Annotated in this window: 13 protein-coding genes; 7 read left to right on the top strand and 6 right to left on the bottom strand. The window is 66.7% G+C overall.

From position 1 onward, the window contains the following. Nucleotides 1-9 precede the first annotated feature (9 nt). From M1D40_RS03660 to M1D40_RS03680, 5 genes are all read right to left on the bottom strand, one after another. A complete protein-coding gene (locus tag M1D40_RS03660; RefSeq protein ID WP_461170255.1) occupies nucleotides 10-975 on the bottom strand; it encodes an aldo/keto reductase in 966 nt (321 codons plus the stop codon). A gap of 161 nt (nucleotides 976-1,136) precedes the next feature. Then, the gene (locus M1D40_RS03665) at nucleotides 1,137-3,956 is read right to left on the bottom strand and encodes an FAD-binding and (Fe-S)-binding domain-containing protein (RefSeq protein ID WP_461170256.1); all 2,820 of its coding nucleotides are present in this window, start codon (nucleotides 3,954-3,956) and stop codon (nucleotides 1,137-1,139) included. 145 nt (nucleotides 3,957-4,101) lie between these two features. Further along, nucleotides 4,102-4,614: a CinA family protein gene (locus tag M1D40_RS03670; protein ID WP_341394201.1), complete on the bottom strand. Its 513-nt coding sequence runs from the start codon at nucleotides 4,612-4,614 to the stop codon at nucleotides 4,102-4,104. Nucleotides 4,615-4,696: 82 nt separating this feature from the next. After that, nucleotides 4,697-5,470, bottom strand: coding sequence for a FadR/GntR family transcriptional regulator (locus tag M1D40_RS03675; protein WP_461170257.1), 774 nt, complete (start codon nucleotides 5,468-5,470; stop codon nucleotides 4,697-4,699). 64 nt (nucleotides 5,471-5,534) lie between these two features. After that, nucleotides 5,535-7,292 carry an L-lactate permease gene (locus M1D40_RS03680; RefSeq protein ID WP_461170258.1) on the bottom strand — a complete coding sequence of 586 codons (1,758 nt, stop codon included), beginning with the start codon at nucleotides 7,290-7,292 and terminating at the stop codon, nucleotides 5,535-5,537. Nucleotides 7,293-7,451: 159 nt separating this feature from the next. Here M1D40_RS03680 and M1D40_RS03685 point away from each other — a divergent pair, with 159 nt between their 5' ends. The 3 genes from M1D40_RS03685 to M1D40_RS03695 are packed head-to-tail and all read left to right on the top strand — an operon-like array spanning nucleotide 7,452 to nucleotide 10,407. Next, nucleotides 7,452-8,252: a (Fe-S)-binding protein gene (locus M1D40_RS03685; RefSeq protein WP_461170259.1), complete on the top strand. Its 801-nt coding sequence runs from the start codon at nucleotides 7,452-7,454 to the stop codon at nucleotides 8,250-8,252. Next, nucleotides 8,249-9,775 (top strand): LutB/LldF family L-lactate oxidation iron-sulfur protein, encoded by a 1,527-nt coding sequence (locus tag M1D40_RS03690; RefSeq protein WP_341394197.1) that lies wholly within the window; start codon nucleotides 8,249-8,251, stop codon nucleotides 9,773-9,775. The genes M1D40_RS03685 and M1D40_RS03690 overlap by 4 nt, the downstream gene beginning before the upstream one ends. Then, nucleotides 9,772-10,407, top strand: coding sequence for a LutC/YkgG family protein (locus tag M1D40_RS03695; protein ID WP_461170260.1), 636 nt, complete (start codon nucleotides 9,772-9,774; stop codon nucleotides 10,405-10,407). Before M1D40_RS03690 ends, M1D40_RS03695 begins: the two co-directional genes overlap by 4 nt. A gap of 52 nt (nucleotides 10,408-10,459) precedes the next feature. On the opposite strand, the gene M1D40_RS03700 is transcribed toward M1D40_RS03695, so the two are convergent. After that, the gene (locus M1D40_RS03700; protein WP_461170261.1) at nucleotides 10,460-11,554 is read right to left on the bottom strand and encodes an alpha/beta hydrolase; all 1,095 of its coding nucleotides are present in this window, start codon (nucleotides 11,552-11,554) and stop codon (nucleotides 10,460-10,462) included. A gap of 277 nt (nucleotides 11,555-11,831) precedes the next feature. On the opposite strand from M1D40_RS03700, the gene M1D40_RS03705 reads away from it, so the two are divergent. The 4 genes from M1D40_RS03705 (at nucleotide 11,832) to M1D40_RS03720 (ending at nucleotide 16,339) form a co-directional block, all read left to right on the top strand. Next, a complete protein-coding gene (locus tag M1D40_RS03705; protein WP_461170262.1) occupies nucleotides 11,832-12,461 on the top strand; it encodes a hypothetical protein in 630 nt (209 codons plus the stop codon). A 128-nt stretch (nucleotides 12,462-12,589) separates the two neighbouring features. Continuing rightward, on the top strand, nucleotides 12,590-14,113 hold the full coding sequence (locus M1D40_RS03710) for a sugar ABC transporter ATP-binding protein (protein ID WP_461170263.1): 1,524 nt from the start codon (nucleotides 12,590-12,592) through the stop codon (nucleotides 14,111-14,113). Then, a complete protein-coding gene (locus tag M1D40_RS03715; protein ID WP_461170264.1) occupies nucleotides 14,110-15,156 on the top strand; it encodes an ABC transporter permease in 1,047 nt (348 codons plus the stop codon). The genes M1D40_RS03710 and M1D40_RS03715 overlap by 4 nt, the downstream gene beginning before the upstream one ends. After that, nucleotides 15,149-16,339, top strand: a complete 1,191-nt coding sequence (locus tag M1D40_RS03720) for an ABC transporter permease (protein ID WP_461170265.1) — start codon at nucleotides 15,149-15,151, stop codon at nucleotides 16,337-16,339. Before M1D40_RS03715 ends, M1D40_RS03720 begins: the two co-directional genes overlap by 8 nt. Nucleotides 16,340-16,350: the final 11 nt, after the last annotated feature.

The following is a 16,350-nucleotide window of genomic DNA, read 5'->3' on the forward strand; positions in this document are numbered from 1 at the left end:
GGCCCGCGGCTAGCTGATGTAGCCGAGGGCGGCTGCGTCCTGCCAGAACTGTTCGGGAATGACGGCGTCCCTCAGGCGGACGTTGCGTTCCACCTGCTCGGCGGAACGCATGCCCAGCACGACGGCGGCCACCGCCGGTTCCCGGTAGGGAAAGGCGAGGGCGGCGGCCGGCAGCGTGGTGCCGTGTTTCTCGGCGAGGTCGGCCAGCGCGTTGGCGCGCTCCAGCACAGCCGGGGGAGCGGGGGCGTAGTTGTAGGTCGCATCGGGGGCAGGCCGGTCCTTGGACAGGAGGCCGGAGTTGAAGACGCCCACGTCCACGATGCCGACCCCCCGCTCCCTGCACGCCGCGATCAGGCTCAGGGCTCCGGCCTGTTCCAGTAGGGTGAACCTGCCCGCCAGCATCACGACGTCGACGTCGGCCTCCCGCACAAACCGCTCCAGCATTGCCGACTGGTTCATGCCCGCACCGTAGGCGCCGATGACGCCCTGCTCCCGTAGCTCGGACAGCGCCGGCACCGCTCCCGAGATGGCCTCGTCCCAGTGGTCGTCCGGATCGTGGATGTAGACCACATCCAGCCGGTCGGTGCCCAGCCGAACCAGGCTCTCCTCGATGGACTGCAGCACGCCGTCGCGGGAATAGTCATAGATCCGGGTCAGATCGTCCGGAACGTCAAATTCCTCCGGATCCCTGCCCTGCGGGGAGGGATTGGGGCGCAGGAGCCGGCCGACCTTGCTGGAGAGCAGATAGCTGTCGCGCGGCTTGCCGGAGAGCACTTCACCGAGGCGGCGCTCGGCCAGACCCAGGCCGTAGTGCGGCGCGGTGTCGAAATGCCGGATGCCCTGCTGCCAGGCAGCGTCGACCGCGGCGAGGGCCTCTGCCTCCGGCACTGGACGGTAGAGGTTGCCGATCGGCGCCGTCCCGAAGCCCAGCGCACCGGTGCGGCGGATGCGGTCCATTGTCTGGTTGCTGCTCATAAGCCGTCCCGTTCTCCAGAGCTTCCTGTGCCGGTTTCGTCCAGAATCAGTGCTCCGGCTGCACGCGTTCCCATACTATGGGGCTGGTGTTGCTGGTGGGGCCCCGCTGGACACGGGAGTGTGCAAAGAGTGGGAACGCGTGCGCCGGGAGGGGAGCAGCCTTACTGCGTAGCCTCGGCCAGATACTCCAGCACATGCCGGTAGGTGTGGCCGGTGGCTTTGGACATGCCGATCTCGCAGGTCCGGTTCACCGAGGCATAGGCGGCAAACTCGCGCTCATTGATTTCCGCCGCCTGCTGGTCAGTGGCCGATTCCGTCAATTCCGGATGCAGCAGCCCGCGGTCGCCCGCAAACGCGCAACAGCCCCAGCTCGGCGGCACAAAGACCTCCTCCGCGACCGCATCCGCCACGGCATGGAGCGCCTCGTTGGCGCCCAGCTGGGTGGAGGAGCAGGTGGGATGGAGTGCCATGGAGGGCAGCTTGCGGGTCACCTCCAGCTGCGGGAGCACGGTGTCCCGTACAAACTCCACCGAATCCACGAACTGCAGCCCCGGGTATTCCGGGCTTTCCCCGGCCAGCCGCTTCATCGTGTCCAGGCCTTCGGTGCAGGATGCGGCGTCGCAGACCACGGGCAGCGCCCCGCCGCCGGTGGCTTCCCACAGATTGGCCAGCACCCGCTCCGTCATCACCGAATAACCCTTGGCGAAACCCTTGGATTTCCAGGGAGTTCCGCAGCACAGCTCGCCGATGCCGGAGGGAATCCGCACGTCCACCCCGGCGCGTCCGCACAGTTCCAGGAACGCGGCGGACACGCCCTCGCCGGAACCGGCCGGGCCGAACATGGTGCCGATGCAGGCGGGAAAATAAACGGCAACGGCAGCCGGGCTTTCCAGCGGCTTCCGTTTCGACCCGCCGGCCGGAAGGACGGTTTCATAGGCCGGAACGGTTTCGCTGCCGGCCACTGCGCGCGCGACGGCGGTGGCGGCCTTGGGCAGCAGCGGCGGCATCGCCTTGGCCAGGCTCAGGGCCTTGCCGCCGGCCACGGTCACGGTGGACCAGTGCTCGGCCGCACTCTTCCAGCCCAGATCAGCAACGGGGTTGGCGTTCTCTTTCCGCAGCCGGCGGACGAGGTCTCCGGTGTTGATCAGCACCGGGCAGGCTGTGACGCACATGCCGTCGGCCGCACAGGTTTGGACGCCGTCGTAGTCGTAGTCCTTGCGCAGTTCCTTCGCCAGGGCAGCGTCGCCGCGGGCTTCGGCGGCGGCAATCTCGCGGCGCAGGACAATGCGCTGCCGCGGGGTGGTGGTCAGGTCCTTGCTGGGGCAGACCGGTTCGCAGTATCCGCACTCCACGCAGCGGTCCACCTCGACTTCCACCGTGGGCGCCACCTTGAGGTCGGCGATGTAGGACAGCGGGTCGTCGTTGATCAGCACGCCCGGGTTGAGCAGGTTAGCCGGATCGATCAGTGCCTTGAGCTCGCACATCACGTCGTAGAGCTCGTCGCCGTACTGGCGGCGGACAAAGGCGGCCATGATCCGGCCGGTTCCGTGTTCGGCCTTCAGCGATCCGCCGTTGCCCAGGACCAGGTCCACCATGTCCTCGGTGAAGGCCTGGTAGCGTGCCAGCTCCACCGGGTCGTCAAAGCGCTCGTTGAGCATGAAGTGGACGTTTCCGTCCTTGGCGTGGCCAAAAATCACCGAGTCACGGTAGTGGTGCTCGGTGAAGAGCCGGGACAGTTCCCCGCAGGTGGACGCCAGCGAGGGGACCGGCACCACAATGTCCTCCAGCAGTGCGTTGGTTCCGGACGGGCGGGCACCGGCAACCGTGGTGTAGAGGCCCTTGCGCAGGTGCCACATGGCGGCCCGGTCCTTGGCAACGGCGGTCATGGCGAACGGGGCAGCCAGCGGCAGGGATTCGTACAGTGTCCGGGAGCTTTCGCGCTTCTCGGCCAGCTCCTCGGCGGTACGCGCCTGGTGCTCCACCAGCAGGGCCGCGTGGTCGGAGATTTCCAGATTCCGCAGTTCCGGAGGGGCGGTCGGGTCGGCAGCGGCAACGCGCAGCGAGGTGGAGTCCATCAGCTCGATGGTGGCCAGCCCGGACGCCACCAGTTCCGGCAGCGCGCTGGCGGCCCGGTCGAGGGAGTCAAAGAACATCAGCCCGGTGGCCACCTTGGGCAGCGCAGGCACCGTGCGGAAGGTGGCCTCGGCAACGAAGCCCAGGGTTCCCTCGCTGCCGATCATCAGGTGGGTCAGGATGTCCACCGGGTTCTCGTAGTCGAGGAAGGAGTTCAGGCCGTAGCCCATGGTGTTCTTCATGGAGAACAGCCGCTCGATGGTGGCCACCGAATGCGGGTTGGCGACGATCCTGCCGCGCAGGCGCAGAAGCCCTTCGAAGAGTTCGGGTTCCAGCGTGCGCAGCTTGGTTTCGGCGTCGGACGCGGCGGTGTCTATGACGGTGCCGGAGGCCAGGACCAGGATCATGGATTCGAGGGTCCGGTACGTGTTGAATTCGGTGCCGCAGGCCATGCCGGAGGAGTTGTTGGCCACCACGCCGCCAATCGTGCAGGCAATTTCCGACGCCGGATCGGGCCCCAGCTTGTAGCCGTGGGCGGCCAGCCGTGAGTTCACGGCCCGCACCGTGGCACCGGGCTGCACCCGGACCCGGGCGCCGCCGTCGAGCACCTCAATGCCGCGGAAGTGCTGGCGGGTGTTGATCAGGAGACTGTCGCTCTGGCTCTGCCCGGAGAGGGACGTGCCGCCGGAGCGGAAAGTGGCCGAAATGCCCAGCTCGCGGCTGCGCCGCAGCAGGACGGCCACTTCCTCGGCTGTGCGCGGGGTGGCCACGGCCTCGGGGATCATCAGGTAATGGGACGCGTCGTGCGCCATTTTGCGCCGGTCAATTTCCCGGGTGCTGATGTTCTCCGTGCCCAGGTCAGCGATCGACGTCGTCGCGCGGGCGGGGGATTCCGTGTTCAGGCTCATTTTTCGATCCAACCGTTCCAGGGAGCTGCGGTGCTCCGCCTTCAAATGTAGGCCTGTTCACAGCTGGACGAAAGTTGGTCAGACCACATATCGGGAGAATAGGCTCCGACGGAGCCGTTTCAAGGGCCCTTACCCGAGTAGCTTCCTAGCGGCTGCCGCGCTCCGCCAGCAGCTTTTCCAGCCGCTCATCCAGCAGTTCGAGGGCCGCGCCCGCCGTGGAGTGGATGACCTCTTCAGGGTCGCCCTCGAAAAACCGCTCGAACACTTCGGGCCGTTCCTGGCCGGAAGCGGTGATGCCGATGAACACCGTGCCGGGCTCCTGGCCGTCCTGCGGCTCCGGGCCGCCGGACCCGGTGACGCCCAGCGCCAGGTCAGCACCCAGGAGTTTTGCCGTCCCTTCAGCCATTTGGGCGGCGGACTTCTCCGACACCACGGCTTCGGCCGTGACGCCAAGGACGGATCTCTTCACGGAGGTGGCATAGGCCGTGAGCCCGCCGAGGAACCAGTCCGACGACGACGGCGCGGCCCCCAGGAAGGAGGCCAGCAGTCCGCTGGTCAGGGACTCGGACACCCCGATTTTCACGCCGCTGTCCTGAATCCGCTCGGCGATGCGTTTCGCAGTTTCAGTGGACGCGGCGTCCTGGCTGGAAATCGACAAAGGAACTCTCCTGTTCGTCAGTGCTCGGCTCTGGCCACATATTATCAGGCTGCTTACTATCTCAACCAGCAGTGCCGCGGGCTTACGCTTCGGAGCTTTGATCCGCCGGAATCTGCGCGTAGAACCATTCGATGTGTTCGCGCAGCAGCCGGGCGGCGTCTTTGCCGCGGCGGGAGGCCACGGCGTCGTAAATCCCGTGGTGCTGGGCCTGGAGCTGGATCATGACCGCGGTCCAGTCCGGCATGCGGTCCACCGCGTTTTTGACGTAGCCGCTGATGGCGCCGCTGAGCGAGGCCATCATGGTTTCGATGACCGCGTTGCCGGCCAGCGAGCTCAGCTCTACGTGGAATTGGGCGTCCAGCAGGTGGAATGCCTCGCGCTCAATGTCCGGGGCGTCCATCGCTTCCAGCAGGGCGGCGGCGCGTGCCAGCGCCTCATCCGCGGCCTCCGACGGCGGTCTGGCTGCGGCAGTGGCGGCAGCCCACGTTTCCAGCAGGACCCGGGTCTGCACAATGTCCGCCACCGGCAGCCTGCTGCTGGCCATGTGCAGGCGCAGTGCGGAGGACAGGCCGGCCGAGGGTTCGGAGATGATGATGGCACCGGATTTCGGCCCGGAGCCCGAGGAGGACCGCAGCACGCCCATGGCATCGAGGATGCGGATTCCTTCCCGGACGGAAGCACGGGAAATGCCGTAGGTCTCGGCGAGCGTCCGTTCGCCGGGCAGCTGATCGCCGAGGGAAATGGCCCCGGAGCGGAGGTCGGCTTCGATGTTTTCCAGCAGCAGGTCATAGCTGCGGCGCGGGTGTTCTGTCACCGCTCCATCCTGCCATGTGCCGGGAGTGTGTGGCCGCTGCATTCGGTGCTCCCGGGGCAAGGCCGTGCGTTCAATCCGGGCATAGTAAAAGGTGCTTTCCGGGAAGCTAGGGCAGCATCCAGCCCAGGATCGGCGTGGACTGCAGGTAGACCAGGGTGCAGAGCACCAGCAGCAGGCCAACGCTCCAGCCCACCACCTTGCGCAGCAGGACGGATTCCTGCCCGTCCAGCTTTACGGCGGTGACCGCGATGGCCAGGTTCTGCGGGCTGATCAGCTTGCCCACGACGCCGCCGGTGGTGTTGGCGGCGACCAGCAGGTTCGGATCAATTCCGGCTTCAATTCCGGCGGTCTGCTGCAGCCGGGCGAAGAGTGCGTTGGCGGAGGTGTCCGAACCCGTGACGGCTGTGCCGACCCAGCCCAGAACGGGGGAGAGGAAGGCGAAGAACGCACCGGTTCCGGCCAGCCAGGTTCCGATGGCGACGGTCTGCCCGGAGAAGTTCATGACGTAGGCCAGGGACAGCACGGAGAGGATCGTCAGGCCGGCCCAGCGCATGTTCCAGACGGTCCGGAAGATCTCGGCCACGCCGTTGCCCACGGTCATGGAGTACCGCCCGCCGTCGTCGTACTTGGCGTAGACCGCACAGACAATCAGGCCGGTGATCAGCAGCAGGGTGCCGGGGCTGGAGAGCCAGTTGAAGGTGTAAATCGTGGAGGAGACGGGCTCGCCGGCTTCGCTGAGGAGCCGCTCGTGCAGCCACGGCCACGGGACCTTGATGTCCGTGGAGGCCAGGAAGGCGGGGATGTCCGCGCCCCACTTCCACAGCTTGGCGATGCCGAAGATGAGGATCACCAGGAAGTACGGGAACAGGGCCAGCAGGGTGCGGGAGCGGGTCAGCGAGTCGCCGTCCTTCACGGCTGCGGCGGAGGTGCCGCGGCCGCGGGAGCTTCCGGAAGCGGAACTGGCGGAGGCCAGGGCCGGCAGACCCATGCGCTCGCGGGCGGCCTCGAGGCCGCGGGGCTGCCAGAACTTCAGGAAGACGACGGCGGCACCCAGGCCGGCCAGTGCGGCCACGATGTCGGTGAGTTCGTAGGAGAAGAAGGTGGAGCAGAGAACCTGTGCGGCGGCAAAGGCGGCGCCGGTGATCACTGCGGCGGGCCAGGTGTCCCGGACGCCGCGGCGGCCGTCGAGGATGAAGACCAGGATCAGCGGCACGAACAACGCCAGCAGCGGTGCCTGGCGGCCCACCACCATGCCAATGTGGCCGGCATCCAGGCCGGTCAGGGAGGCGGCGGTGGTGATCGGAATGGCCATGGCGCCAAAGGCGACCGGTGCCGTGTTGGCCACGAGGACGGCCGCGGCTGCCTTGAGCGGCTTGATGCCCAGTGCCACGAGCATGGTGGCGGTAATGGCTACCGGGGCGCCGAAACCGGCCAGGGCTTCGAGCAGCCCGCCGAAGCAGAACGCCACCAGGATGGCCTGCACGCGCACATCCCCGCCGCCGATCACGTCAAACACCCGGCGCAGGTCCTCGAACCGGCCGCTGAGCACGGTGATTTGGTAGAGCCAGATGGCCATGATGACGATCCACAGCACCGGGAAGGCGCCGAAAACGGCACCCTGGGTGGCTGACAGAACTGCCAGGCCCGCCGGCATCTGGTAGGCGAAAACGGCGACGGCGAGGGCCACCAGCAGGGCGATCCCGCCAGCCACATGTGCCTTGACCTTGACGTAGGCGAGCAGCACAAAGAAGGTCAGCAGCGGCACCAGGGCCACCAGCGCCGAAACGGCAACACTGTTGAGCACTGGATCGGTGCTGGGAATGAACGACTCCACGGGGTCCTCCGCATAGTTCTGAACGGGCATGGTCAGGCCACAGTGGTCAGACCATTGGCGAGTCTAGCGCAAATCTGCAATCTCTGTGATGGTTGTCACCAGCACGAACGGGTTGGAAGTGACGGGCCCAACATGTTCTACTATGGTCAGACCACACGTACGGGGCGTTTGCCCCGCTGAAAGGCAGCCATGAGAATCGCTCTATTCGCCACCTGCATCGTGGATGCCATGTATCCGCGGACCGCCCGCGCAACGGTGGCTATCCTGGAGCGGCTGGGGCACGAAGTCGTGTTCCCTGCCGGCCAGGCCTGCTGCGGGCAGATGCATGTGAACTCCGGCTACCTGCCCGAAGCCGTGCCGGTGGTCCGCAACCATGTCCAGGCCTTCGAAGCGGAGGAGTACGACGTCGCCGTCGCGCCCTCAGGTTCCTGCGTCGCCTCCGTGAAGCACCAGCACCCGATGGTTGCCCGCTCCTGCGGCGACGCCGGCCTGGAAGCGCGGGCCGAGGCCGTCGGCGCCAAAACCTACGAACTGTCCGCCCTGCTCACCGACGTTCTGGGCGTTAGCGATGCCGCCGCCCAGCTCGGTTCCTGGTTCCCGCACAACGTCACCTACCACCCCAGCTGCCACGGCATGCGCCTGCTGCGCCTGGGTGACCGGCAGCTGAACCTGCTCCAGAGCGTGGAGGGAATCTCCGTGGCACCGCTGCCGCAGGCGGACCAGTGCTGCGGCTTCGGCGGCACGTTCTCCATGAAGAACGCCGACGTCTCCACCGCCATGCTGGAGGACAAGGCAGCCAACATTACGGCCACCGGCGCAGACCTGTGTTCCGGCGGCGACGCCTCCTGCCTGATGCACATCGGCGGCGGGCTCTCCCGGCAGGGCAGCAGCGTTTCCACTCTGCACTTTGCCGAAATCCTCGCCAGCACCAGGGAGAATCCGGTGTCCGTCACCGGAGACGTCCTGGTCAGCGGAAAGGCCTCACGATGAGCACCACCTACCTGGGCATGCCCACCCTCCCGGTTTTCGGGCAGGGCAACCTCAACGCCGTCGAATCCTTCCCCAAGGCCGCCAAGCGTGAACTGGGCAACGCCCAGCTGCGCGCCAACCTGGGGCACGCCACCTCCACCATCCGCGACAAGCGGCTGCGCGTGGTCGGCGAACTGCCGGACTGGGAGGACCTGCGCAGCGCCGGCAGCGCCACCAAGGAAGCCGTGATGGCGCGGCTGCCCGAACTGCTGGAGCAGTTCGAAAAGAACTTCACCGCCCGCGGCGGCATCATCCACTGGGCCCGTGACGCCGGCGAGGCCAATGAAATTGTCCGTGACCTGATCCGCGAGCAGGGCGTGGACGAGGTGGTCAAGGTCAAGTCCATGGCCACCCAGGAAATCGGCCTGAACGAGTACCTGGAAGAGCAGGGCATCGCTGCGTTCGAAACCGACCTCGCCGAGCTGATCGTCCAGCTGGACCACGACAAGCCCAGCCACATCCTGGTGCCGGCCATCCACAAAAACCGCACCCAGGTCCGCGACATCTTCCTGCGGGAAATGCCCGGGGTGGACCCGGAGCTCACCGACAACCCGGCCAAGCTGGCCGAGGCGGCGCGGGCGCACCTGCGCCGCAAGTTCCTCTCCGCCAAGGTGGCCATCTCCGGCGCGAACTTCGCGATCGCCGACGCCGGCACCCTCGCCGTCGTGGAATCCGAGGGCAACGGACGCATGTGCCTGACGCTGCCCGAAACCCTGATCACCGTGATGGGCGTGGAAAAGCTCCTGCCGTCCTGGCAGGACCTCGAAGTATTCATGCAGCTGCTGCCGCGTTCCTCCACGGGGGAACGGATGAATCCGTACACCTCCCTATGGACCGGCGTCACCCCCGGCGACGGACCGCAGAACGTTCACCTGGTCCTGCTGGACAACGGCCGCAGCGCCGCCCTGGCCGACGAAATGGGGCGCTCGGCGCTGCACTGCATCCGCTGCTCGGCCTGCATGAACGTGTGCCCCGTCTACGAGCGCACCGGCGGGCACGCGTACGGCTCCACCTATCCCGGGCCGATCGGCGCCATCCTCTCACCGCTGATGACGGGCATCGTTTCCGAGGAGAACAATTCCCTGCCGTACGCGTCCTCGCTCTGCGGCGCCTGCTACGACGCCTGCCCGGTGAAGATCAACATTCCGGAGATCCTGGTGCACCTGCGCGCCGAGGATGTGGACAGCAAACGCGGCAAGAAGAAGCTGCCCACCCAGATGGATCTGCTGATGAAGGGCGCTTCCTGGGCCTTCTCCTCAGGCAAGCACCTTGGCCTGCTGGAAAAGGGCCTGCCGCTGGGCCGGATCGCCGCCGGACGGAAAAAGAAAATCACCAAGCTGCCCGGCATCGCCGCCGGCTGGACGCAGAGCCGGGACATTCCGGCACCGCCGTCCGAGTCCTTCCGCGACTGGTGGGCCAAGGACCATGAAAAGTCCGCCGCCGCATCCGGGCACAACTCCACCGAAACAGGGGACCAGGCATGAGTGCACGCGAAGACATCCTGGACCGGCTGCGCTCGGCGCTGCGCGACGCTCCGGCCGTTCCGGAGATCCCGCGGACGTACCGCGAAGAGTCCGGAATGAGCACCGAGAAGCGCATCGACCTGCTGGTGGACCGGCTGGTGGATTACAAGGCCGGAGTTACCGTGGTGGACCAGGAGGGGGTTGCCCCGCGGATCGCTGAACTGCTGGCCGAAGCCGGCAGCTATGTGGTGCCTGCAGGCATCAACGAGGCCTGGCTGGCCGATGCCGAGGCCGCCTTCCCCGGGCGCCGGCGCACAGACTCTCCGGAGGCACCGCTGAGCGTGCCAGAACTCGATGCCGTGGACGCCGTCGTTACCGGCAGCGCCGTCTCAGTGGCGGAAACCGGCACCATCATCCTGGACGGCAGCCCCAACCAGGGCCGCCGCGCCATCACGCTCGTACCGGACCACCACATCTGCGTGGTGGCCGCCGACGACGTCGCCGGCATCCTGCCCGAGGCCCTGCGCCGGCTGGACGGGACCCGGCCGCTGACCTGGATCAGCGGCCCGAGCGCCACCTCGGACATCGAACTCGAACGGGTGGAGGGCGTGCACGGCCCGCGGAACCTGGACGTCATCATCGTCCGGTCCTGAGGTCCTGAGGTCCTGAGGCGCTGCGGCGTTGAACCCCTGACGAACTGAGGAGTCAGGCGCTGAGCCGGACGTCCGGCCGGGCTTCGAAATCCCGGAGGGGAGCACGCTCCTCCAGCGGGTTGCGGGGCAGCGCCGACACTCCCGTCACCGCCTCGAGGAAGGCCACGGTTTCGTGCAGCGATTCCATCGCCTCGGGCCGGTGCAGCTGGAACTGGTACTCGTGGCCCAGCGCAGGTTTGTAGTTCTCCGGCCAGAACCGGCGGACCAGGGGCACTCCGAGTTTCTCCAGCCTGTCCGCCAGGGGTACTGACTGTGTGGGAGTCAGGTTGTCGCCGTTTCCGCCGGAAATGTATGTGGGCGGAAAACGGTGATCCACGTGCTCGGGGATGGACATGTGGCCTGCGGCGTCGGTGGCGGCCCAGTCCTTGGAACCGGTGTAGGACCAGAGCGCTTTCCTCAGGCCCCAACCCACCGGGCCGGGCAGCCGGGCGACTGAGGTCAAGTCATAAACTCCGCAGTTCAGCAGGATTCCGCACAGCTGTTCGGGGGCTGCGGCCGGGATTACCCCGGTGTCCCGGGCATAGCCGGGATTGGTGATGACGAGGGCGAGCTGTGCGGCCAGCTGCGCCCCGGCGGAGTCTCCGGCCAGGACAATCCGGTTGGCGTCCAGCCCGTAGCGGTCCGCATGGTCGCGGATAAAACCCAAAGCGGAGTTGAGCTCTTTCACGGCGGTCGGATACACCGCTTCAGGGGAAATGGAGTATCCAACCCCGACGACGGCGTACCCGTACCCGGCAAGGACCTTCAGATAGGGCGCAACATCTTCCTTGGAACCGGAGATCCAGGCACCGCCGTGGATCCACACGACCACCGGAAGAGGTTTCCGGGACGGATCATCGGGCAGGAACAGGTCCAGGGACGGCTTGCCTGCGGACCCCAGATACTGCAGGCCCCGGTGTCCGGTCACGGTAAACCGGGGAACATGCGGAAGGATCTCCTTCACCGGGACCTTGCCCGCGCCGGCGAATACACCGCGGATGAGCAGTGCCGATGGCAGAGGGTGCCGCTGCAGCGCAGCAGCGGCTGCGATTCCGGCGGCGGCCGCCCCGGTGAGGAGCCCTGCCGCAATGAGCGAGGAGAGCTTCATATTTTTAAGCTAGGTCCCGGAAATGAGTGGCCCGGGGCGGATTCGCCGTCGTTGGGCGGTTCCGGGTCCCGGGATGCGAGCAATCTCATGGCCGCTCGTGTCCGGCGGCACGGCCCAAAGCAGGTAGTTCCCGGCCGGTGAAGTTTCAGCAGTCGGATTTCTCTGGTGCATCGGCCGTCGGATTCGTAGTCTTCCTCTTCGCGGCGGACATGAGCCGCAGTCCGGGCGGAAGTGCCCGGGGACCAATGGGGGAGTCATGGGGGAAGGGGCTACTTTGATGTTTTTTCTGGCGGGAGGTCTGGCCGGCGCAGTCTTCGGTGCGCTGGCCGCGGGACTGGCGGTGCACTGGCTGCAGGGAGCACGGGAGAAGAGGGCCCTGCAGGCCCTGATCACGCAGGTGCACCTGAAGCGGGCGCTCGCAGAGAACGGGCCCGGGGCCCTGGAGGCGAACATGGACGCTGCCCAATGCCGTTCCGCCGTGGCGGACATCCGGCAGCAGGTGCGCGAGACGCTGAGCGAACTTCGGCCCGGTTCATCCTCTCCGGCGGCTGTGCTGCTGGAAATGCATCGGGCGTGCGATGCTTACCTTCGGGAAACCGAGGGCAGCAGCCGAAACTACGAGGCGCGGATGCGGGAACTTCGGCCGGTCCTCAACCAAAGTGCCCGGCGCCTGAGCAGCGGCCGCCACGTCCGGTATCTGGCACCGGGCGAGCGTGCGGCGCTGCGGCGGGACACCACGGCTGCGGCCGCCCCTTCACGGCCGGCCGGCCGTTCGGCCCTCGGCAGCCAGAAGGCGCAGCACGGCAGGAGAACCGTTCCGGCCCGGGCTGCGGGTGTCCCCGGTGTCTCCCATGGAAATCCCGCCCGGCGGGTCACTGCACATGCCGGGGCGGACCCGCACCGCTGAGGCGCAGCTGCCGCCTGGGTGGAATTGTGCATCCTTGACGTGAGGCAGATCACGGACCTACGATCAGGCCACGTAATTGAAACGGTTCATTCCCGGTCCAGCCAGCCGCAAAGGTGCGCACCAGAAGAATGTCGACAGAATTCACCACACCCCAAACCGCAGTCCTGGCACTGCAAGGTGCCCTGAAAACCTTCGGTCCCGTTATAGCCCTAGGCGACGGCACCATCGAACTCCGCAGCGGCGAAGTCCATGCACTGTGCGGTGAGAACGGTGCCGGCAAATCCACGCTGGTAAAAATACTGGCGGGCCTGTACGCCCCCGACGAGGGAGATTTCCGCGTTGCCGGCAGCCCGGTCAGCTTCCGTTCGGTGGCTGACAGCAAGGCCGCCGGCATCTCCGTGATCTATCAGGAGCCGACTTTGTTCCCGGACCTGTCGGTGGCGGAGAACATTTTTGTGGGCCGGCAGCCGCGGAACAGGATCGGGCTGATCGACCATTCCCGCATGCGTGCGGACGCCGCCGCGCTGTTCGCGAAGCTCGGCGTGGACCTTGATCCGGCACGGACCGCCGAGGGCTTGTCCATCGCTGACCAGCAGCTCATCGAAATAGCCAAGGCGATCTCACTCGATGCCCGCGTACTGGTCATGGACGAACCAACGGCAGCGCTAAGCGGGGTTGAAGTCCAGCGGCTCTTCACTGTCACCCGCACACTGCGCGGCCAGGGCGCGGCCATCCTCTTTATCTCGCACCGGTTCGACGAGGTTTTCAGTCTCTCAGATCGGATTACGGTGATGCGGGACGGCCGATATATCGGCACCCATGCCACCGCCTCGACCAGTATCGAAGCCATCGTCCGGGACATGGTGGGGCGCGACGTTGATTCGCTCTACCCGAAGTCGGCGGCCCGGCCCGGGAAAACTGTCCTGGCCGTTTCCGGGCTGCAGCGCCGGGGCGTCTTCACCGGCATCAATCTTGAGGTCCGCTCCGGGGAAATTGTGGCCCTGGCCGGACTGGTGGGGGCCGGCCGCACTGAGGTGGCCCGGGCGATCTTCGGCATAGACCGGTACGACGCCGGAAGCGTCACCGTCAACGGACGCCGGCTCGCCCCCGGCAACCCCAAAGCTGCCATAACCGCCGGTGTGGGCTTTGTCCCCGAAGACCGGCGCAGGCAAGGGCTCGTCATGGGCCTGTCCGTCGCCCGCAACACCACGCTCACCCTCCGGGAGCGGTTCCGCACGGCAGGACTGATCAACGGAAAGGCGGAGAAGGCCGCGGCCCGGGAATGGACAACGAAGCTCCGCGTCAAAACAGCCACGCTCGAACAGCCGGTCAGCACCCTTTCGGGCGGCAACCAACAGAAGGTGGTCCTGGCGAAGTGGCTCGCCACGCAGCCTGCACTCCTGATCATCGACGAGCCCACACGGGGAATCGACGTCGGAACCAAGGCCGAGGTGCACCGGCTGATTTCCGAACTAGCCGGCCGGGGCCTGGCGATCCTCATGATTTCCTCCGAGCTTCCGGAGGTCTTGGGGATGGCGGATCGCATCCTCGTCATGCACGAGGGCCGACTGACAGCGGAACTGGACCGGGGATCCGCAAGCGCCGAAGCCGTCATGCACGCAGCTACAGCCTCCGGGGAGGACAACCGATGAGCGCGCCAACAGCCGGGATGCCTGCGAAAGCCCGGGAGACGTCCGCGGCCGGACACCGGGGCCTGCCCGGTGTCTTCAGGCTGCGGGAGTTTCCCGTGACGGCGGCCCTGGTGGTGCTGGTAGTGGCCACCGCCGTCGTCAACCCATTGTTTCTCTCGCCGCAGGGCCTGAAAGACCTCATGCTGAACGCCACCGTGATGATCATCCTGGCCGTGGGTCAGACCATGGTGATCGTCACCCGCAACGTGGATCTGTCCGTGGGATCGATTCTTGGGCTGGTTGCCTTCGGCACCGGCTCTGTCTTCGCAGCGGCACCGGAGACGCCCATTCCGGTGGTGATTCTGCTGGGCATGGTCTTCGGCTCTGTCCTGGGCCTGTTCAACGGTTTGCTGGTCACTCTGGCCAAGGTCCCGGCGCTTGTTATCACTCTGGGAACGCTTTACGTCTACCGCGGCATTAACAACGCCTGGGCCGGCGGCACGCAGTATTTCGCCGGGGACCGCCCGCCGGCCTTCGGAGCCCTTTCGGTTGACACCTTTCTGGGTATTCCCATGATCACGCTCGTCGCCGTCGCCGTGGTTGCCGCGGCCGCGGTCTTCATGTCCGGAACCCGGTCCGGCCGGGACTTCTACGCGGTTGGCTCGGATCCTGAGGCTGCCAAACTCTTCGGCATTCCTGCCTCCAGGCGGGTCTTGACAGCGTTCCTGGTCAACGGCGCGCTGGCCGGGCTGGCAGGGGTGCTGTACGCGAGCCGCTTCAACGCAGTGGGCGCAACCACCGGGTCCGGCCTGGAACTGGACGTCGTGGCGGCGGCCGTAGTGGGCGGTGTCGCGATCTTCGGAGGCAGCGGCACCGTGGTCGGCGCAGCCATCGGCGCCCTGCTGCTGAACACCATCACCAGCTCGCTCACCGCCATCCGCGTGGACAAGTTCTGGCAGCAGGCGGTGGTCGGCATCCTTATCCTCGCCGCGATTCTCATCGACCGGCTCGCCGCCCTGCGCCGGGCCCGCATCCTGCGTGAAAAGGAGGGCCGGAATGTCTAGCTCCGCGACGCCCCGCACCCCTGCGGCCGTGGACACCAGCAGACCGCTCACCGGTGTTGAAAAAATTCGGGGGCCGCGCTGGTGGGCAGGCCGTGACGCCGTCATGGTCTATCTTCTTGTGGCCTTTGTCCTGTACGCCGTTCTCACCATTCCGCGCTTTGCGTCTCCGGTCACCACCGGATTCCTGCTGTTGGATGTGATTCCGACGCTGCTGATCGCAATGCCGATGACCCTGATCATCATCACTGGAGAAATTGATTTGTCGGTAGCGAGTGTCGCCGGCGTCTCCAGCGCCGTCCTTGGGGTGCTGTGGGCCGCGGGCACCGGGATCTGGCCCGCCATTGCAGCCGCCCTGCTCTGCGGCCTGGTTGCCGGTGCACTGAACGGTGCGCTGATTGCCTTTCTCCAACTGCCGTCCCTGGCCGTCACCATCGGCACCCTCGCGTTGTTCCGCGGACTCGCGCTGGTGGTCATCGGCGACAACGCCGTGGCCGACTTCCCCGCGGAGCTGACATCCCTGGCTTCGGACAAGCTGGGCGGAACGGGCATTCCGGTCATGATGATCCCGGCCCTGGCACTGGTGGCCGCCGCCTGGCTGCTGCTGCACAAGAGTGCCTTCGGCCGCGGACTCTACGCCATGGGCTATTCGAAGGAAGCGGCCCAGTTTGTCGGCATCAGCGTGGAATGGTCCAAGTTCTGGCTCTACCTCGCCAGCGGCCTCGTCTCGGCGGCGGCCGGGGTCTTCTGGACCTTCCGCTACACGAGCGCACGCAGTGACAATGCGTCCGGCCTCGAGCTGCTGGTCATCGCGGCAGTGCTGCTGGGCGGAGTCTCCATCTTCGGAGGCAGGGGAAGCATTATCGGCGTCGTTGCCGGAGTGCTGCTTATCGGCAGCCTGAACTATGCCCTGCGCCTGGACCGGGTTTCCGACGTCGTCCTGGTGACCCTGACGGGCCTGCTTCTCATAGCCTCCGCGGTGGCACCCAGCATCACCGCGGCGATTGGGCGCCGGCGGCACGACAGGCGGCTGCGCCGCCGCCTCGCGGAAACTGCCGCGGCTCCTGAACCAGCCGGCACCGAAACTGCCGGTCCTGAACCAGCCGGTCCTGCTCCGGCGGCTTCGCCCGCAGGCCCGACGTCCACGAATCTCGCATCGAACCAGGCGGACCGTCCGCTCAGTTGAGGAAGGAAACA

The organism is Arthrobacter sp. Z1-15, from assembly GCF_054792395.1.